Source organism: Corallococcus macrosporus (assembly GCF_017302985.1).
Classification (GTDB): domain Bacteria; phylum Myxococcota; class Myxococcia; order Myxococcales; family Myxococcaceae; genus Corallococcus; species Corallococcus macrosporus_A.
In genome coordinates this window covers 2,681,669-2,699,321 of record NZ_JAFIMU010000007.1, presented here as the reverse complement: position 1 = coordinate 2,699,321, position 17,653 = coordinate 2,681,669, and the positions used below count along the sequence as shown (strand labels likewise).

The following is a 17,653-nucleotide window of genomic DNA, read 5'->3' as shown; positions in this document are numbered from 1 at the left end:
GGGCACGGGATGAGCGTCATGGCCGCCCTCGCGCTGGACCCCGTTCGGCTCTTCGTGGTGGTGGTGTTTCTCCTGATGATCGTGGGGGTCCTGGTGGTGCTGCTCCTCCAGCACGAGCTGACCCTGAAGCTCCGGGAGGAGGGACTGCTCGCCCGGGGTGAGGTGGTCGAGGTGACCGAGGAGGAGTGGGACTCCAGCACCTACTTCATCGTGAAGTACGTCCTGCACCTGCAAGACGGCTCGGAGCTCCGCGGCAGCTACACCAGGAACAAGGCGCCTCCTGTCGTGGGAGAACCCGTGGAGGCCCTCTACCTCGCGCACAACCCCCGGCGCTACCAGCTCGTGGGCACCGAGGTCGGACTGCTGGGCACCCTGATGGGCGTGATGGTCATCACGGTGGTGCTGGTCCTGCTCGTCATCCTGATGCTCGCGCCCGCGAATCAGGCCCCGGCGCCGCGCAAGCCCACGCCTTCGCGCCTCCTCCGGAACCTGGACGAGCCGTCCCCGCCCACGAGGCCGCCTCCCCCTTGGGAGAAGCGGCAGCTCGGCGAGTACTAGTTGGGCCCGTAGAAGGGCTCGTTCGCGGAGGGCACCGCGAGCGTGACGGAGCTGGCCGTGGAGGACACCGGCGCGCGGTAGATGCTGGGGTCACCGCCGGAGTCGTTGAAGAGGAAGCCCAGCTGCGTGCTGTTCGTCCAGCTGGGGAAGCTCTCCTGCACCGTGCTGGCCGTGTAGTCCGTCAGCCGCCGCAGCGCGCCGCTGATGCCCGCGGACGTCACGTTGCCCACGAAGATGCGCGTGCTGCCGGACGACAGCCGCCCGTCCAGCGCGATCTGCCGGCCGTCCGGGGACACCACCGCGCGGTTCGCGATGGCCAGCACCTCGTTGCCCAGCGACACGAAGCTGGGGCTGCCACCGCCCACCGGCACGAACGCGAGCTGGTTGTACTGGAACGTGTTGCTGCCCGCGGGCGCCACCACCGTGCTCCCGCTGGGGAAGAAGGACGGCGAGCCGTACGCGATGGTGTTGCCGGGCGTCAGGTCCTTGAAGCCGCTGCCATCCACCGCGATGCTTCCCAGCGCGCTCTGCGAGCCCGAGCCCCGGTCGAACGCGAACACGATGGTGCGCCCGTCCGGGCTGAACGTGGGCCCTCGGAAGTTGGTGCACGCGCCGCACGCCGTGTCGTTGCTGCTGATGAGCGTGGACACCGGACCACCGGAAGTCGGCACCGTCTGGATGGAGGACGTGCTGCCCGACTTCTGCACGAACACGATGCTGTTGCCGTTGCGGGAGATGGACGGCGTGTACGCGCCGCCGCCCGTCGTCAGCCGCTGCGGGCTGTTGGGGTCGCCGTCGTCGTCCACCACGTAGATGTTCCGGTCCTCGCGCACGAAGGCGAACCCCCGGTCGAAGAGGACGTCGCCCGTGGTGCCACCACCACCCGCGTCATCCAGGGGCTCGCACGCCCCCAACATCCCCACCGCCACCACACCACCGAGCCATCGCCGCATGCCCATCTTCCTGTCTCCCGCTGTGCCGGCCCTGTCACACACACACCGCGCCTGAACACTACAGGCCGCGCGGGACAGGACGTCAACGCATCCGGAGGCATTCACGCGCGCCCGTGTCCGGGAGCGCGCACGGGCGTTCAGCGGTTGAGGCGGTTGAGTTCGTTGCGGCAGACGTTGCAGGGGCCCAGCGACTTGCGGTCGACGTCCTGCGGGGACTGCGGGAAGAACATCACGCAGCGCGAGTCCTCGCAGTACGACAGGCCGATGAGGTGCCCGGCCTGGTGCACCGCCTCCACCTGCACGCGGCGGCGGAGCGTCTCCCCTTCCGCGCCCTGGCGCAGCCGGTACAGGCTCATCACCGCGACCTTGGACTCGCGGTCCGCCTGGCCGAAGACGAAGGGCGAGTCCGGTTCGAAGAGGTCCGCGTCCGTCACGCCCATCACCAGGTCCTGCGGCGACTCCTCCAGCACCGTGCCCAGCCGGCGCATGATGGCGTTGCAGTGGTACTGGCCGCGGTCCTTGTTGAAGGCGTAGGCCGGCGACGACAGCGCCATCCGGCTCACGACCGTGCTGACGCCCAGATGGGTCGCCAGCGGTTCCTGCAAGCCGTTCACGAGCGCGGACGGTGGACTGCCCACGGTGACCAGCAGGAGCGTCTTCTGCGGCATCAGCCCACCGCCTTCTGCCTCCGGACGGACGACGTTACCGCGTCCCCCCGGAGCGGAGTGGCTGGGGCGCAAGGATTCGAACCTTGATAATCAGAGTCAAAGTCTGACGTCCTGCCATTAGACGACGCCCCAGCAGGTTCGCACGCGTACTCGTGGGCCGATACTACGGCACTTTGACGGGCGCGGGAACCCACTCTGACGATGGGCCCCTCCGGTCCTGGAGTACGGGGGGTGGATCACCTCCCCAGGCTGTCATCCACCCGACAGGCGCCCCCCTCCCCCTCCAGGCCCTCAGCCCTTGAGCACGGCCAGGGGCGTGAGCCGGACGCGGGGCGTCACGAGGTCCGCCTCGTCCTCCAGCACCTCGGAGAGGTCCCGGTAGGCGGCGGGCGCCTCCTCCACCAGGGCGGGAGCGCGGCCCGGGTCGAACACCACGCGGCGCAGGGCGTGGACCAGCGCGTCCGGGTGGATGCGGGCGCGGGCCTCCCTACGGCTGAGCACGCGGCCCGCGCCGTGCGAGCAGGAGCGGAAGGCGCGGGGCTCCGCGCGGCCCTCGACGACGTAGGAGGCCGTGCCCATGGAGCCGGGGATGAGCCCCCGGGCCCCCGCGTCCAGCCCCACCGCGCCCTTGCGGTGGACCCAGAGCGCGCGGCCGAAGTGTGTCTCGGAGGCGACGTGGTTGTGGTGCACGTCCACGGCGCTGTCCGCGTCCGGCGCCACGCCCAGTTCGTCCGCCAGCACCGCCAGCGCCCGGACCGCGAGCCGGTCCCGGTTGGCCCGGGCGAAGCGGCACGCCAGCTCCAGGTCCTGGACGCAGGCCTGGCCCGCTTCGGTGTCCGTGCGCAGCGCGGGCGGTGTGCCCTGGCCCAGCGCCTGGGCCACGCGCTGATGGTGCTCCCCCACCGCGCCCCCCACGCCCCGCGAGCCGGAGTGGATGAGCAGCCAGAGGTCCCCCGCTCCGTCGCGGTCCAGCTCCAGGAAGTGGTTGCCGCCCCCGAGCGTGCCCAGGTGGCGTGGCGCCAGCCGTTCCCAGGCCCGGGCCAGCTTCTGGGTGGACAGCGGTGGGGACTCGAGCCCGGGAGGCAGGGGCAGGCCCCGTCCCCGGTGTACCGCGTCCCCCACCGGGATGACCCGGGCGAGCTGGGACAGGACCCGCTCCAGGTCCGCGCGCGACAGCGAGGCGGCGGGGAAGGCGAAGCGGTGCGCGCTCACGCCGCAGCCCAGGTCGTTGCCCAGCGCGCCGGGGACGACGTGGGCCTGCGTGGCGAACACCGTGCCCACCGCCACGCCCGACGCGAGGTGCACGTCCGGCATCACCGCCACGTGCTCCGTGACGTAGGGCTGCGAGGCGAGCTGCTGAAGCTGCTTCAGGGCCGACGCGGGCACCGTGCGCGCCCAGGCGAGGAGCGGCACCGCGCCCGAGGGGACCTCGAGGACACGGGGCATCATGCGTCACCCCCTTCCGCGTCTTCTGGGTCCGTGCGCGGGGCGGTGCCCACGAGGACGAAGCGCAGGTGCGGGGTGCGCTTGAGGTTCAGCTGCTGCGCGAGCTGCGAGCGCAGGTAGCCCTCCGCCCGGCAGAGGGCCTCCTTCACGTCAGCGGGGTCCGCGTCGTGCGGCAGCGTGTAGCCGATGCTCGCGATGCGGCCTTCGGGGGACAGCTCGCACGACGTCAGCGCGACGCCTTCGAGTTGTGGGTCGGACAGCTCACCGCGGAAGAGCAGCGAGAGCTCCTCGGAGAGGGTGGATTGGACGCGCAGGTGACGCGCGGACGGGGCTTCGGAATGGAACAGCGAGGAACCCGAGCGCCGGGAGGACGCGCGGGGACGGCGATGCCTGGAAGAGGACATGAACGAAGACGGATTCCTGTCGGCCGTGCCGGAGCACGGCCGGGGTGTGCACACGAGTGACCGCGCGGGCACGCCGTCTGGACCTCACGGCGGAGGCGTCCCTGCGATGGACGCCGCCGGTGACGCTAGACGCGCACCTGAGCGGAGCGAACCGACACATCCCTGGCGACACGTCCCATGGCACACCTCCCGCCGCGCCACGGCGCGGACCGTCCACCGGACGCGGGGGAACACACGCATCCGTCCGCGCCCTGACGCGCGAATCCCCGGGCCCTGACACGCCGGCTGTTTCCTGGTGACCAGCCACTCCATCCACCAGCCGACGCGCGACGCGGGTCCGATTGGCGGGGCGGCCTTCCCCGGGCAAGCAGGGGGCGGGAGGCTTCATGGCCGAGACTTTCGACGTGGTGGTGATGGGTGCGGGTCCCGCGGGTGAGAACGCGGGCGCGCGGGCGGCGGCGGGTGGCTTGAAGGTCGCGCTGGTGGAGCACGAGCTCCTGGGCGGCGAGTGTTCCTACTGGGCCTGCATGCCCAGCAAGGCGCTCCTGCACCCCAGCGAGACGCTGTGGCTGGCGAAGCACACGCCCGGCGTCCGCGAGCTCATCCAGGGCCCCCTCAAGGCGGACGCCGTGCTCAAGCACCGCGACCAGATGGTGTCCGGCTACGACGACAAGGGCCAGGTGAAGTGGGCGGAGGGCGCGAAGCTCACCGTGGTGCGCGGCCAGGGCCGGCTCGCCGGTGCGCGCAAGGTGGCCGTGACGGGCAAGGACGGCAAGGTGCGCGAGCTGGAGGCGAAGCAGGCCGTCGTCGTCGCCACCGGCAGCAAGCCGCGCCTGCCGGACATCGCGGGCCTGAAGGACTCACGGCCCTGGGACAACCGCGAGGGCACCGGCGCCAAGAGCGTGCCGGGCCGGCTGGTGGTGCTGGGCGGCGGCGTGGAGGCCGTGGAGCTGGCGCAGGCGTGGCGCGAGCTGGGCTCGGAGGTGACGCTGGTGCAGCGCGGGCCCCGCGTGCTGAAGCGCTTCGAGCCCTTCGTGGGCGAGCAGGTGGCCGAGGCGCTTCGCGACTCGGGCGTGCGCGTGCTGCTGGAGACGCAGGCCACCAAGGTGCAGCGCTCCGGCGCGCAGGGCGAGTACACCATCACGCTGACCGGTGGGGACACGCTGCGCGCGGACGCGCTGCTCGTCGCCATGGGCCGCACCGCGCGCACGGACGACCTGGGCCTGGACACGGTGGGGCTCAAGCCCGGCGCGTCCATCGAGGTGGATGATCAGCTCCGCGCGAAGGGCGTGGACGGCGGCTGGCTGTATGCGTGCGGCGACGTGAACGGCCGCAACCTGCTCACGCACATGGGCAAGTACCAGGCGCGGCTGTTGGGCGACGTCCTCCTGGGCAAGCAGGTGAAGGCGTGGGCGGACGCGAAGGCCACGCCACAGGTCGTCTTCACGCACCCGCAGGTGGGCAGCGTGGGGCTCACCGAGGACAAGGCTCGCAAGGCGGGCGTGCCGGTGAAGACGGTGCAGTACGACCTGGGCAACGTGGCCGGCGCGTCCGTCATGGGCCAGGGGCTCAAGGGCACCGCGAAGCTGGTGGTGGACGAGCAGCGCCGGGTCATCGTGGGCGCCACGTTCACGGGCCCCGGCGTGGGCGAGATGCTCCACGCGGCCACCATCGCCGTCGCGGGCGAGGTGACGCTGGACACGCTCTGGCACGCGGTGCCGTCGTACCCCACCGTGAGCGAGGTGTGGCTGCGGCTGCTGGAAGCCTACGGCCTGTGATTGCGGCGGGGCGCCCCCGCGTGGAATGGTGCGCGCCCCACCGTGTCCCTGCCCGTGAACGAGCACCGCCAACGCGCATCCCTGAAGGTGGAGTGGGCGCTGCTGCTGGTGCTCGCCGTGGCGGCCGTGGCGGTGGGACAGCATCCCCGCCGCGGCGCGGACTTCCGCGTCTACCTCACCGCCGCCGAGCGCTTCCGCGAGGGCACGGACCTCTACCGCGCGGAGGACGGCACCATGCCGTTCAAGTACGCGCCCGTCACCGCGCCCCTGTTCCTACCCTTCACCGCCGTGCCTCCGCGCGCGGCCGTGGCGCTGTGGAACCTGGGGTCCGTGCTCGCGCTCGGCGCCGTGTCCGTGCTCACGCGCCGCGCGCTGCCTGCCTCCAAGGAGGCGACGCCGTGGGCATGGGCGCCGGTGCTCGCCACCGCGGTGCTGCTGCCCGCGTTCTCCTTCGAGATCTTCTACGGCCAGGTGGACGCCGTGCTGCTGTGGCTGCTGGTGCTCGCGGCGGTGGGCGCGGAGCGGGGCCGCGTGTGGGGACCGGGCGCGGCCTTCGCCGTCGCGTGTCTGCTCAAGCCTCCGGCCGCGCTGCTGGGGTTGTTCTTCCTGGCCCGCAGACACTGGCGCGTCGTGGGGACCACGGCCTTCTTCGGCGTCCTCCTGGTGCTGCCCACGCTGGGCCGCTACGGGTGGACGGGCACGCTGTCACAACTGCGTGACTGGACGGAGACCCTGGCGCGCACCACGCCGCCGTGGGCGCTGGGCCACAACCCGCAGGGCCTGCCCACGCTGCTGCTGTCGCTGGTGCTGCCTCCGGAGTCGATTCCTCCCGAGGGCGCGATGACGCTGGCGCAGGCCGTGGCGCTGGGGCTGTTCGTCGTGGCGCTGGTGTGGGCGCGACCCGGGCCCGTGGAGTTGCTCGCGTTCTGCTGCCTGGGCGTGACGCTGTTGTCACCGTTGGCGTGGCGCGCGAACTACCTGCTCGCGTGGCCGGTGATCCGCGCGGCGCTGGAGGGCCGCTCGCGCCTGGGGCAGGCGTGCGTGGCGGCGGTGGCGCTCATCGGCGTGGCCGTGTCGGACGCGGTGCTGGGAGCGGAGCTCGCCCGGCGCGTGCTGCTCTTCAGGCCCTTCGCGCTCGCGTACACCGCGCTGCTGATCGCGCTGTTGTGGCAGACGCGGCGTCACGGGACGCCCACGGCGGTTCTCTCCGACAAGGCCGTGACGCACCTGCCGCGCGATTTTTTGAACGCTCGCGGTTCGTGACCCAATCGAGACACGGCCGGGGGCAAAGTGTCACGGAGCCTGAACCTTCGTGACACACGGCGTCGCTATATGCGTCCCCGTCATGTTCGAAACGTTCGACAGCGCTTCCAGCGCCCCCGCCGCCCGGCGGTTCGCGCTCTCCACCACCGCGTCGGTCGCCGTCTTCGGACTCATCGCGGTGGCGGCGATGACCGCGGCCAACACCGTGAAGGAGGTCATCAAGGAGAAGAAGGTGGACGTCGTCTTCCGTCCCCCTCCCCCTCCGCCGCCTCCCGTCGTGGAGGTGAAGCCGCCGCCCCCGCCGCCTCCGCCCGTCGCGAAGCCTCCGCCGCGCGCCGCGCCCCCTGTCGCCAAGGCCGCGCCTCCGCCCGCGGCCGTGCCCACCGTCGCGCCCGCGCCGCTGAAGGCCCCGGACGCGGTGCCGCTCGACAAGCCGCCCGAGGCTGAGAAGGAAGTCGTCGCCGCGGCGCCCATGGCCGTCGGCGGCACGGGCACGCTCGTCCCTGGCGGTGTGGTGGGTGGCACCGGCAGCGGCGAGGGCATGGCCATTGGCGGCGGCCGCGCGCAGCCCATCAACCTGCCGGAGACGGGCACGCCGCCGGAGCCGCTGGCCGCGAACCTCATCCCCGAGTACCCCGCCGACGCCCGCTCCAAGGGGCTCGAGGGCCTGGTCATCCTCAAGGGCGTCGTCGAGGTCGACGGCCGCGTCACCGGTCTCAAGGTGATGCGCGGCGATGAGCCCTTCGCCAGCGCCGCGCTGGCCGCCGTGCGCACGTGGCGCTTCAAGCCCGCCGTCGTCTCCGGTCAGCCGACCGCCGTCTTCCGCATCTTCAAGGTCCCCTTCCGCCTCAAGTCCTGACGCCTTCCTCCCGCTTCGGAGAGCCACCGCCATGAACTTCAATCTCAAGGAAATCTACGAGCACATGGGCGTCTTCGCCCTGGGCATCGCCTGGACGCTCATTGCCTTCGCGGTCGCGTCGCTGGCGGTGTTCTTCGAGCGCCTGTTCGTCTTCTTCCGCTCGCGCGCGGCGTCCCGTCAGTTCGCGGGCCGCGCCGGTCCGCTGCTCGCGCAGCAGCAGCACGACGCGCTGGTGAAGGAGGCGGACGGCAACAAGAGCAGCCACCTGGCGATGATGCTGGGCGGCGGCATGAAGACGTTCCTCGCGAAGTCGCGCGCTCCCGCCGGCAAGCTGGGCGCGGTGGAGCTCACGCGCCGCGACCTGGTGCGCATCAACGAGCGCATCACCGCGGACGTGCGCCGGGGCATGTCGGTGCTGGCCACGGTGGGCTCGGTGGCGCCGTTCGTCGGTCTGCTCGGCACGGTGGTGGGCATCATCGAGGCCTTCGCCGGCATTGCGAAGGAGGGCTCCGGCGGCCTGGGCGCGGTGTCCGCCGGTATCGCGGAGGCGCTCGTCGTCACGGCGCTGGGCCTGCTGGTCGCGATCCCCGCGGTGCTGATGTTCAACTTCCTGTCCACCCGCGCGGACGCGCTGCTGCTCTCCCTGGAGCAGGCCCGCAGCGAGTTCATGGACCACCTGGAGGACATGGCCGGCGACAAGCGCGCGGTGGCGGGCCACGGCGGCTCGCACGCGGCGGGTGCCACCGACGTCGTCTCCACGCGGACCGAGGCGGGCGATGTCGGCCACGCGTAGGAGCCTCACGCCGGAGATGAACGTGACGCCCCTCGTGGACGTCGTGCTCGTCCTCCTCATCATCTTCATGGTCGTCACGCCGCAGTTGGAGGCCGGCGCCGCGGTGGACCTGCCCGCGGCGATGAACCCGGACGCGGAGAACAAGAACCTGGAGCCCACCACGGTGAGCCTGGCGGCCAACGGGTCGTTCTACCTGGACCGCAAGCAGCTCAACCGGGACGCGCTGGTGGCGGAGCTGAAGGCGCTGCACCAGGCGAAGCCGGACGCGCCCGTGGTGCTCAAGGCGGACAAGGGCGTGGCGTACGCGCAGGTGCGCGGCGTGTTCAAGGCGATGCAGGACATCGGGTTCCCGGGCATCAGTCTCCAGGTCATCGACCGGAAGAAGAACTGAAGGGGAGGCACGCGCCATGGCTTTCGACGTCGGTGGCAGCAAGGGCGGCGGTGTCCGCCCCACGATGAACGTGACGCCCCTGGTGGACGTGGTGCTCGTCCTCCTCATCATCTTCATGGTCGTCACGCCGCTGATGACCAAGAACCTGTGGATGAACGTGCCCGCGAAGCCGGACAAGAAGGAGGAGGCCACGCCTCCCCCGCCGGACGCGAAGCCGCCCGTGGTGCTCACGGTGGACAAGGCCGGAAAGCTGCGCATCAACCACGAGGAAGTGCCGCGCGACCAGGTGGTGGCGCGGCTGCAGCGGATGCTCAACGCGCGCGCGGACAAGATCGTCTTCTTCGACGCGAGCGACGCGGTGCCGTACGGCAGTGCCATGGAAGTGCTGGACCTGGCGCGGGGCGGGAACATCACCGTCGCCGTGCTGCCGGAACGACTGGCGGACTGACTCCAGGCGCCCCGCGCGCGGCGGTGTGAAGCCGCGCGCGGTTCGTGACGCCGAGTTTTCCCTCCCCCGCCACAGACGTCACAAACCCTTCATCCCAATGCCACGGGCGTCGCGTTGAGTGCGCGTCGCTGTCGGCAAGGAGAGCCGTGTTGTCTTTCTCGACCTTCGTGCGCGCCGCTGTCGCGTCACTCGTGCTCATCACCCTGCCTGCCTCCGCGCAGGCGCCCGGCGCGGACTCCACCGCGCCCGCCGCGCCTTCGCCCTCCGCCTCCCCCGGCCAGCAGCCCGCCGGAGAGCTTCCGCCCGTCCCGGGCTCGACGCCCGCTCCTTCCGCGCCGTCGCAGCCGGACGGAGCGCTGCCCACCAGCCCCGCGCCGTCGCTGGGCACGCAGCCTGGCAGCGCCGCGACCCCGCTGCCCGGCAACACCGCGCCGTCGCAGGCCGCGGATCCGTCCGCTCCGGCCGCCGCGCAGTCCGGCACTCCGGCCGACGCTGCCACGCCCTCGGAGGCCACGGCTTCCGACGAGGCCGCGATGGGCGATGAGGCCTTGGCCGGGTCCGCCGCGCCGCCTCCGGGCTTCACCGGCATCTACGGCCGGCTGACGGACGAGGCGAACGGTGAAGGCCTCATCGAGGCCACCGTGAAGGTCGTGACGGGCGCCGACAAGCAGGCCCTCACCGACCTGGACGGCAACTACAAGCTGGCGCTGCCGCCGGGCAAGTACGACCTGCGCGCCTTCTACGACGTGTACCAGGGCCGCCGCATCACGGGCGTCGTCGTCACCCAGGGCAAGGCCACGAAGCTGGACGTCGCGCTCAGCGCGGACGTGGGCGCGGTGCAGGAGGTCGTCGTCGAGGCGCGCTCCGACCGCCGCGCGGAGGGCGCCCTGCTCCAGGACCGCAAGAAGGCCGCCGCCGTCTCCGACGCCATCAGCGCGCAGGAGATTGCCCGCACGCCGGACTCCAGCGCCGGTGACGCCGTGAAGCGCGTGGTCAGCGCCACCGTGGTGGACGGCCGCTACGTGCTGCTGCGCGGCCTGGGTGGCCGCTACGCCACCACGCTCCTCAACGGCGCGCTCCTGCCCAGCCCGGAGCCGGACGAGCCCAGCGTGCCGCTGGACCTGTTCCCCACGAGCCTGCTCGCCAACCTCAACGTGGTGAAGAGCTACACGCCGGACCTGCCGGGCACCTTCGGCGGCGGCACGCTCCTCATCGAGACCAACACCTACCCGTCCCAGTTCGAGTTCAAGCCGCGCCTCACCCTGGGCGGCGACACCGTCACCACCTTCCGCGAGCGCAACGCGCAGGCGCAGGGCGGCTTCGGCGAGACGCTGGGCTTCGCCTCCTCCGACCGCGGCCTGCCGGACGCCATCCCCCGCGACCACCGCCTGGGCGCGGGCGGCGAGACGGCGCAGCAACTGGAGGGTCAGTGGGAGAGCTTCACGAACGTCTGGGAGAAGCGCACCGCACGCGCCGCCCCCAACCTGGGCCTGGGCGCGTCGCTGGGTGACACGCTGCGCTTCGGCAACCAGCGCCTGGGCTACCTGGCCACCGTCAACTACGGCCACCGCGACGGCGTGCAGACGGGTGACTTCGCCCGCGCGGCCCGTGACGAGTCCGGCAGCCTCATCTCCCAGGACGTGGCGCGCACCACGCAGGGCTTCTCCACCGCGAACCTCAGCGGCCTGGCCAGCCTGGGCTACCAGTTCGACCGCGACAACGAGCTGACCCTCTTCAGCCTCTACACGCGCGGCACCGACACGCGCACGTACGCCGCCAACGGCAACAACAACGTGCGCGGCGACACCTACGCCAGCACCCGCCTCCAGTTCATCACCCGCGCGCTGTCCTTCACGCAGCTGCGCGGCTTCCACCGCCTGGGCCTCCTGGGCGACTCGGAGGTGGACTGGCAGGCCAACATCTCCCGCGTGGACCGCCACGAGCCGGACACGCGCGACACGCTCTACAGCGCCGCCCTCAGCAGCCCGGACGCGCAGCTGTCCTTCCCCAACCAGCCCAACAGCGGCGAGCGCTTCTTCGCGGAGCTGGGCGAGACGTCCACCGGCGGCAGCCTCAACCTCACCCTGCCCTTCACCTCCGACTTCCGCCTGAAGGTGGGCGGCCTCACGCAGGTGTCCTTCCGCGACTTCAACGCGCGCCGCTTCCGCTACCTGCTCACGGAAGAGCCGGTGGACCGCACTCAGTCCCCCGAGCAGCTCTTCTCCCCGGAGAACCTGGGCACCTCCATCAGCGTGCGTGAGACGACGCGCGCGGATGACGCCTACAACGCCTTCCTGGGCATCTACGCCGGCTACGTGTCCGCGGACTACAAGCCCGTGGAGCCGCTGCGCCTGGTGGGCGGCGTGCGCCTGGAGGCGTCTTCCCAGACGCTCACGCTCAAGGACCCGTTCACCGGCGTGGAGAGCGACAGCGGCGGCGCGGATCAGCACTACCTGGACGTGCTGCCGTCGCTCAACGCCACCTACGCGCTGTCGCCGGAGGTGAACCTGCGCGCGGGCTACAGCTACACGCTGGCGCGGCCCACCTTCCGCGAGCTGGCGCCCTTCATCTTCTTCGACTTCGTCCGCCGCCGGAACGTGTCCGGCAACCCCGACCTGCTGGAGACGCGCATCCACAACGTGGACGTGCGCGCCGAGTGGTTCGTGGGCGAGAACGACGTGCTGGCCGCGAGCGCCTTCTACAAGCGCTTCCAGAACCCCATCGAGCGCGTCATCCGCAACCCGGACTCGGGCGACCTGGGCTTCGAGAACGCCGCGGGCGCGGACAGCTACGGCGTGGAGCTGGAGGCGAGAACGTCGCTGGCGCGCTTCAGCCCTTCGCTGCGTCCGGTGCGCGTGGGCGCGAACCTCACGCTCATCCAGTCGCAGGTGGACCTGGGTGACTCCGCGGTGGTGGGCGCGCAGACGAACAAGGATCGTCCGCTCCAGGGCCAGTCCCCCTACGTGGTCAACGTGAACGTGGGCTACGAGCGCCCGGAGAGCGGCACCGAAGTGGCCGTGCTCTACAACGTGTACGGCCCGCGCATCAGCGAGGTCGGCGTGCAGGGCCTGCCGGACGTGTACGAGCGGCCCTTCCACCGCGTGGACCTCAGCCTCACCCAGAAGCTGGGCGCGACGCAGCTGAAGCTGACCGCCGCGAACCTCCTCAACGCGTCCGTCACCCTCCGCCAGGGAGACGTGACGGTGCAGACGTACAAGCCCGGCGTGGCGTTCACCGCGGCGCTCGGCTGGGCCCTGTAGTTCCTCCCATTTCCCCACTGAAAGGACGCACCGACATGAAAAGCCTCTTTGCCTCCGTCCTCACCCTCTCCAGCCTCGCGCTGCTGGCCGGCTGCGGCGACGACGACAAGAACGACAACACCCCGGACGGCGGCGACCCGCAGGCCACCGAGCAGGACGTGAAGGGCAGCATCACCGGCGACACGACGTGGAAGGCCGGCACGACGTACACGCTGAAGGACTACGTGTTCGTGGAGGGCGGCACGCTCACCATCGAGCCGGGCGTCACCATCAAGGGCGACACGGGCAGCGCGCTGGTCATCACCCGCGAGGCGAAGCTCCACGCGGTGGGCACGGCGGAGAAGCCCATCGTCTTCACCAGCTCGCAGGCGGAGGGGGCGCGCGCGGCGGGTGACTGGGGCGGCGTGGTGCTGCTGGGCAAGGCGCGCATCAACGTGGCCGGCGGTGAGAACACCATCGAGGGCTTCTTCGCCACCAGCGGTGACACGCGCACGAAGTACGGCGGCACGGACGACGCGCACGACTGCGGCAAGCTGAAGTACGCGCGCATCGAGTTCGCGGGCTACGAGCTGGCCGAGGACAACGAGCTCAACGGCCTGACGACGGGCGCGTGCGGCAGCGCGACGGACATCGACTACGTGCAGGTGCACAAGGGCGCCGACGACGGCGTGGAGATGTTCGGCGGCACGGCGGGCCTGAAGCACATCGTCATCAGCCAGCCGGACGACGACGGCCTGGACTACGACCTGGGCTGGCGCGGCAAGGTGCAGTTCCTGGTAGTGCAGCAGAACGCCACCGTGGGCAACCGCGGCATCGAGGCCTCCGGCAACAAGAACGACAACGCCGCGCAGCCGCACACGGTGCCGGAGATCTGGAACGCGACGTTCATCGGCTCCGGCCGTCCGGCGGGCACGACGCCGGCGCAGGAGGGCCTGGTGTTCAACACGGGCGCGGGCGGCATCCTGCGCAACGTCATCGTGGCCAGCTTCGCGGACAAGGCCATCGACGTGGACGGCACGGCCTCCGCGGCGCTGTGGAACGCGGCCACGCCGGAGCTGAGCGTGCAGAACACGTTCTTCTGGTCCAACAAGGGTGACACGGTCTCCATCCCCAACGCGCCGAACCCGAAGAAGGACGCGGCCGGCACGGTGACGGATCCGGACGTGAGCAAGTTCGTGGAGGCGGAGAAGGTGCTGGCCGCGGGCCTGAACAACAAGGTCGTGGACGCGCAGCTGACGGCGGCGCTGGACCTGGAGGCCCCGAACTTCGCTCCGGCGGCGGGCTCTCCGGCGCTGAACCCGGACAACGCGGCCACCCCGGGCGCGGGCTTCGACACCAGCGCGCGCTTCGTCGGCGCGGTGGGCAGCAGCAACTGGCTGGCGGGCTGGACTGCGTTCCCGAAGAACTAGCCCTTCGGTGAACCATGACCGCGTGCTCCCGGCAGCGCCGTACGGGGGCACGCGGTCTTCTTTTTACGGGGTTACGACTGGAGGCTGGCCGGCGCCTCGTCCTGCGCGGAGTCCGGGCCGTTGCTTCCGTCCGTGAAGAGGTTGGCCACCGGGCGCAGCTTGGGGGGACGGCCGCGGCGGCGCGGGGCGTTGTCGTCGCTGCCCGGCGCGGCGTTCACCGGCTCCACCGTGGCTCCGCCCGCCTTGCGCACCGGACGCGGCAGGTGGATGGCCTCCAGCTTCGCGCCCAGGTCCGCGTCGTCCTCCGCGAACACCTTGGCGTACGCCAGCGCGCGCTGGCCCTTCTGCAGCAGCGACTCCTGGCTCTCGTTCAGCGCCTGCCTCGCCGCGTCCAGCGCCGCCTGCGCGCGGGCCACCGCTTCCGCCTTCTCACGCACGTGCGCCGCGGACTCGCCCAGCACCGCCGTGTCCACGTCCGGGAACTTCACGTCCGCCAGGTCCGTGGCGAACAGCTCGAGCAGCGCGCGCAGCGCGGGGGAGATGGAATCGTTCTCGGGGGAATCGAACATGGGCAGGCCTCCTCACAAGGCGTTTGAACGGCGCCTATCTGCCCAGATGTTCAGTGCCCTTTCAAGGGGGTCTTCCAACAGCCCGGAAACTGGGCTCCGGATCCGCCGTCAAGGCCCGGGCTGATCAATCCACCCGCACCAGACCCACGTCCCGCACCCCCGTGGATGGATCCACGTCCACCGCCAGGAAGTGCCGGCCCACGCCGTCGAAGCGCTCGGGAATCGCGCCGCCGCCTCCGGAGATGTACGCCGGGACGCCCGCGTTGGAGAACGAATAGAAGGAGTGGATGTGGCCGTAGAGCGTCAGGTCCACGCCCGCCCTCGCCATCTTCCCCACCAGCCCGGCGGCCTCGTTGCGCACCGCGAAGCCTCCGCCCCGGACGCCAATCGGATCCAGGGGCGGGATGTGCATCGCCACCACGTGCACCGCGTCGCGCGCCTCCTCCAGCCAGCCGTCCAGCGCCTCCTCCACCAGCGGATCCACGGTGCTGCTGCCGGAGTCCACCAGGCTGAAGTGCACGCCCCGGAAGGTGAAGTGCTGGCTGCCTCGGCCCACCAGCCGGTGGTACTCGCGCGCGTCGTCGGAGAAGGTCTCGTGGTTGCCCAGCGTGGCGAACAGCGGGATGCGCGAGTCCGCCTCCAGCCGCTGCTGGAACTCCTCCAGTTGCTCGCGCGTGCCGAACTCCGTCAGGTCCCCCGCGAAGAAGATGAAGCGCAGGGAGGGGTCCTCGTTCAGCCGCGCGTAGATGTCCCCGACCTTGGACAGCGCCTCCTGCACGTCCGCCAGCGCGGCGAAGCGGAAGGGCTCGCGCGTGTCCCAGTCCGGCGGGGCCACCGTCAGCCGCGCCGTCGTCCCCGGCCGCAGGGCCACGCGCCACGCCTTCATCGTCGGGTGCGCGTCCGGCAGCGCCTCCACCGTCAGCGGCGTGCCGGCCTCGTCCACGGCGGTCAGCTCCGCGTCCGGCATCGCGTTGTGCACCGTGAACAGCCAGTCCATGCGCGCGTCGGCTCCGGCCGCGACGCGCGTGGTGAACGCCGGCGCCTGGCCCCACAGCTCCAGCGTGCCGGACGACAGCGTGCGCACCGACGCGAGCCCGCCCTCCACCTCCACCGTCAGCGCGTCCGCCTGCGCCTGCCCCACGCGCGTGTCACGCACGGCGCGGTCCTCACTGGGACGCATGCAGCCCGTGGACAGCAGCGCCGCCGTCAGGCCCAGCGCGCCCAGGGTCCGAAGTCCACCGCTCACGTGTCACCTCCCACCGCGTACACCAGCGACAGCCGCCCCATCAGGGCTCCGCCCGCCTGCGCCTCCGCCGCCACACCCCAGCGCTCCGTCACCAGCACGCGCCCTCTCAGACCGAAGGACCCCACCATGCCGCCGCCCCGGCCGCGCAGGCCGCCCACCAGCCCGTCCTTGCGGTGGTCGTAGTAGAGCGTGGCCTCGCCCCGCAGCGGCCCTCCGCGCCCCAGCCACACGCCGTAGCCGAACGTGTAGAGCAGCTGCGTGTGCAGGTTGTCGTCGCTCACGCGCCCCGGATAGCTGTAGCCCTGGAACGACATCCCCACGCCGCCCTCCACGAACGAGCCCGCGAAGCGCGGACCGAACCGCGCCATCGCGTAGCGACCCCGGAGCGCCAGCTCCGCGCCTCCCAGCGTGAAGCCCTCCGTCGGATAGCGGTGGTACGTCGCGAAGCCCTCCACATCCAGCGCCGTGCCGTCCCCCAGCCCCAGCGTCCGCTCCGGCGCGCCCCACAGCCGGTACGCCGCGCCCGCGCGGATCAACGTGTTGCCCTCGTCCGGCGCCAGCCGCGCGGACGCCTCCAGCCGCACCGCCGACAGCCGCGCCACCGCGCCCAGCGCGAAGAAGTTCCGGTACTCCGCCGTCGCGTCGTGCACGTACTGGTAGCCCAGGTCGAACTCCAGCGGCGGCAGCGTGTCCGGCACCCGCCCCGGGTCGAACGCGGGCGACGTCACCGCGTACAGGTTCGCCAGCATCGACAGCGAGAACACCCCCGCCCCCGTCAGCGTCACCGCGTACAGCGGCCCGATGGTCTTGCGCGACGCGCCCGTCAACGCGATGGGCACCAGCCCCGCGCCAATCAGCCCCAGCCCGATGGCCTCCGCCGCGAACAGCCCTCGCGCCGCCTGCGAGTCCCCCGCCGTCCACGCCCCCAACCCGTGCAGCAGCAACCCGGGCACCACCGCGACCGCCACCGGCAGCGCCTTGAACGGCGGCCTCGGGCCACCGTCCGTCAGGCGCACGCGGGGCTCCGACACCCGGCCACCCTCCGGCGCCACCACCGGCCCGGACTCGTCCGCGGAGGCCACCGGCACCGGCCGGGGCCCGCCCTCCGTCAGCACCCGGGCCATCACCTCCGGCGGCACCACCGGCGGCGGGGAGGCCCGGCGCGGCGGCACGTCCCGGGGGATGTCGCTGCCGCCCAGCTCCGGGCCGCTCGCCAGCAGTTCAAAGGCGGACAGGAAGCCCCCGCCGTCCTGCGCCCGCGCCGCCCCCGAGGCCAGCACCAGCCCCAGCACCACCGCGAAGGTGGCCCGCGCACTCCACACCGGGCGCCCATGCCCCATGACCGTCGTCTCGCTTCCCTGGGGGCGGCCTTCCAACCACCCCCACCCCGGCCCGAAGCCCGGAATGGCGCAGGTGATAACCCCGCCCCCGGAATGCGCTGAACGAAGCAGCGTGAAGAAGTGTGAACAGGCAAAACAGTCCGCCTCACGCCCCCCTCGCCCCCACCCGGGACGTCCCCTCCCACCCGAGGGCGCTTCCGACCCACCAGGACGCGTGTGCCAGCCCCTCCAGCACCCGGAGCGAAATCTTCGCATGCCATGCGAGCGC

The 17,653-nt window shown here is 71.7% G+C and carries 16 protein-coding genes and 1 tRNA gene; 9 read left to right on the top strand and 8 right to left on the bottom strand.

Translation table 11 applies throughout. The features are described from left to right. Nucleotides 1–9 precede the first annotated feature (9 nt). Nucleotides 10–558, top strand: a complete 549-nt coding sequence (locus JYK02_RS23560; protein WP_207054192.1) for a DUF3592 domain-containing protein — start codon at nt 10–12, stop codon at nt 556–558. Here JYK02_RS23560 and JYK02_RS23555 read toward each other — a convergent pair. The 5 genes from JYK02_RS23555 to JYK02_RS23535 all read right to left on the bottom strand — a co-directional run bounded on the left by JYK02_RS23555 (nt 555) and on the right by JYK02_RS23535 (nt 4,029). Further along, the gene (locus tag JYK02_RS23555; protein WP_347402560.1) at nt 555–1,511 is read right to left on the bottom strand and encodes a TolB family protein; all 957 of its coding nucleotides are present in this window, start codon (nt 1,509–1,511) and stop codon (nt 555–557) included. The two genes, JYK02_RS23560 and JYK02_RS23555, sit on opposite strands and share 4 nt — an antisense overlap. A 137-nt stretch (nt 1,512–1,648) precedes the next feature. Beyond that, nucleotides 1,649–2,179 carry a non-proteolytic archaemetzincin-like protein gene (locus JYK02_RS23550; protein ID WP_207054188.1) on the bottom strand — a complete coding sequence of 177 codons (531 nt, stop codon included), beginning with the start codon at nt 2,177–2,179 and terminating at the stop codon, nt 1,649–1,651. 58 nt (nt 2,180–2,237) lie between these two features. Then, nucleotides 2,238–2,311, bottom strand: a tRNA-Gln gene (locus JYK02_RS23545). 159 nt (nt 2,312–2,470) lie between these two features. After that, a complete protein-coding gene (locus JYK02_RS23540) occupies nt 2,471–3,628 on the bottom strand; it encodes an RtcB family protein (RefSeq protein ID WP_207054186.1) in 1,158 nt (385 codons plus the stop codon). Beyond that, nucleotides 3,625–4,029 (bottom strand): ribosome-binding factor A, encoded by a 405-nt coding sequence (locus JYK02_RS23535; RefSeq protein WP_207054184.1) that lies wholly within the window; start codon nt 4,027–4,029, stop codon nt 3,625–3,627. The genes JYK02_RS23540 and JYK02_RS23535 overlap by 4 nt, the downstream gene beginning before the upstream one ends. A 386-nt stretch (nt 4,030–4,415) precedes the next feature. Between JYK02_RS23535 and JYK02_RS23530 the strand changes: the two genes are divergently transcribed. The 8 genes from JYK02_RS23530 (at nt 4,416) to JYK02_RS23495 (ending at nt 14,230) form a co-directional block, all read left to right on the top strand. Further along, a complete protein-coding gene (locus JYK02_RS23530; RefSeq protein WP_207054182.1) occupies nt 4,416–5,807 on the top strand; it encodes a dihydrolipoyl dehydrogenase family protein in 1,392 nt (463 codons plus the stop codon). A 42-nt stretch (nt 5,808–5,849) separates the two neighbouring features. After that, the gene (locus tag JYK02_RS23525; protein WP_347402559.1) at nt 5,850–7,070 is read left to right on the top strand and encodes a glycosyltransferase family 87 protein; all 1,221 of its coding nucleotides are present in this window, start codon (nt 5,850–5,852) and stop codon (nt 7,068–7,070) included. Nucleotides 7,071–7,152: 82 nt separating this feature from the next. Further along, complete coding sequence (locus JYK02_RS23520) at nt 7,153–7,929, top strand: energy transducer TonB (RefSeq protein WP_207054181.1); 777 nt, start codon at nt 7,153–7,155, stop codon at nt 7,927–7,929. A 31-nt stretch (nt 7,930–7,960) separates the two neighbouring features. Then, a complete protein-coding gene (locus tag JYK02_RS23515) occupies nt 7,961–8,722 on the top strand; it encodes a MotA/TolQ/ExbB proton channel family protein (protein WP_207054180.1) in 762 nt (253 codons plus the stop codon). Continuing rightward, on the top strand, nt 8,706–9,113 hold the full coding sequence (locus JYK02_RS23510; RefSeq protein WP_207054179.1) for a biopolymer transporter ExbD: 408 nt from the start codon (nt 8,706–8,708) through the stop codon (nt 9,111–9,113). Before JYK02_RS23515 ends, JYK02_RS23510 begins: the two co-directional genes overlap by 17 nt. 16 nt (nt 9,114–9,129) lie before the next feature. After that, nucleotides 9,130–9,561: an ExbD/TolR family protein gene (locus JYK02_RS23505; RefSeq protein ID WP_207054178.1), complete on the top strand. Its 432-nt coding sequence runs from the start codon at nt 9,130–9,132 to the stop codon at nt 9,559–9,561. A 146-nt stretch (nt 9,562–9,707) separates the two neighbouring features. Further along, nucleotides 9,708–12,821: a TonB-dependent receptor domain-containing protein gene (locus JYK02_RS23500; RefSeq protein WP_207054177.1), complete on the top strand. Its 3,114-nt coding sequence runs from the start codon at nt 9,708–9,710 to the stop codon at nt 12,819–12,821. Nucleotides 12,822–12,856: 35 nt separating this feature from the next. Continuing rightward, on the top strand, nt 12,857–14,230 hold the full coding sequence (locus tag JYK02_RS23495) for a hypothetical protein (RefSeq protein WP_207054176.1): 1,374 nt from the start codon (nt 12,857–12,859) through the stop codon (nt 14,228–14,230). Between the two features lie 71 nt (nt 14,231–14,301). Here the strand turns inward: JYK02_RS23495 and JYK02_RS23490 are convergent, their stop codons facing one another. The 3 genes from JYK02_RS23490 to JYK02_RS23480 all read right to left on the bottom strand — a co-directional run bounded on the left by JYK02_RS23490 (nt 14,302) and on the right by JYK02_RS23480 (nt 17,385). After that, entirely contained in the window at nt 14,302–14,799 is a 498-nt protein-coding gene (locus JYK02_RS23490) for a hypothetical protein (protein ID WP_207054175.1), read from the bottom strand. A gap of 124 nt (nt 14,800–14,923) precedes the next feature. Next, a complete protein-coding gene (locus JYK02_RS23485) occupies nt 14,924–16,045 on the bottom strand; it encodes a metallophosphoesterase family protein (RefSeq protein ID WP_431603491.1) in 1,122 nt (373 codons plus the stop codon). Continuing rightward, on the bottom strand, nt 16,042–17,385 hold the full coding sequence (locus JYK02_RS23480; protein WP_207054174.1) for a hypothetical protein: 1,344 nt from the start codon (nt 17,383–17,385) through the stop codon (nt 16,042–16,044). Before JYK02_RS23480 ends, JYK02_RS23485 begins: the two co-directional genes overlap by 4 nt. Nucleotides 17,386–17,653: the final 268 nt, after the last annotated feature.

Coding starts and splice junctions, on each gene's coding strand:
- JYK02_RS23550 (WP_207054188.1), bottom strand. CDS start 2,179: ATGCCGCAGAAGACGCTCCTGCTGGTCACCGTGGGCAGTCCACCGTCC.
- JYK02_RS23505 (WP_207054178.1), top strand. CDS start 9,130: ATGGCTTTCGACGTCGGTGGCAGCAAGGGCGGCGGTGTCCGCCCCACG.
- JYK02_RS23510 (WP_207054179.1), top strand. CDS start 8,706: ATGTCGGCCACGCGTAGGAGCCTCACGCCGGAGATGAACGTGACGCCC.
- JYK02_RS23555 (WP_347402560.1), bottom strand. CDS start 1,511: ATGCGGCGATGGCTCGGTGGTGTGGTGGCGGTGGGGATGTTGGGGGCG.
- JYK02_RS23560 (WP_207054192.1), top strand. CDS start 10: ATGAGCGTCATGGCCGCCCTCGCGCTGGACCCCGTTCGGCTCTTCGTG.
- JYK02_RS23490 (WP_207054175.1), bottom strand. CDS start 14,799: ATGTTCGATTCCCCCGAGAACGATTCCATCTCCCCCGCGCTGCGCGCG.
- JYK02_RS23520 (WP_207054181.1), top strand. CDS start 7,153: ATGTTCGAAACGTTCGACAGCGCTTCCAGCGCCCCCGCCGCCCGGCGG.
- JYK02_RS23495 (WP_207054176.1), top strand. CDS start 12,857: ATGAAAAGCCTCTTTGCCTCCGTCCTCACCCTCTCCAGCCTCGCGCTG.
- JYK02_RS23480 (WP_207054174.1), bottom strand. CDS start 17,385: ATGGGGCATGGGCGCCCGGTGTGGAGTGCGCGGGCCACCTTCGCGGTG.
- JYK02_RS23540 (WP_207054186.1), bottom strand. CDS start 3,628: ATGATGCCCCGTGTCCTCGAGGTCCCCTCGGGCGCGGTGCCGCTCCTC.
- JYK02_RS23515 (WP_207054180.1), top strand. CDS start 7,961: ATGAACTTCAATCTCAAGGAAATCTACGAGCACATGGGCGTCTTCGCC.
- JYK02_RS23530 (WP_207054182.1), top strand. CDS start 4,416: ATGGCCGAGACTTTCGACGTGGTGGTGATGGGTGCGGGTCCCGCGGGT.
- JYK02_RS23535 (WP_207054184.1), bottom strand. CDS start 4,029: ATGTCCTCTTCCAGGCATCGCCGTCCCCGCGCGTCCTCCCGGCGCTCG.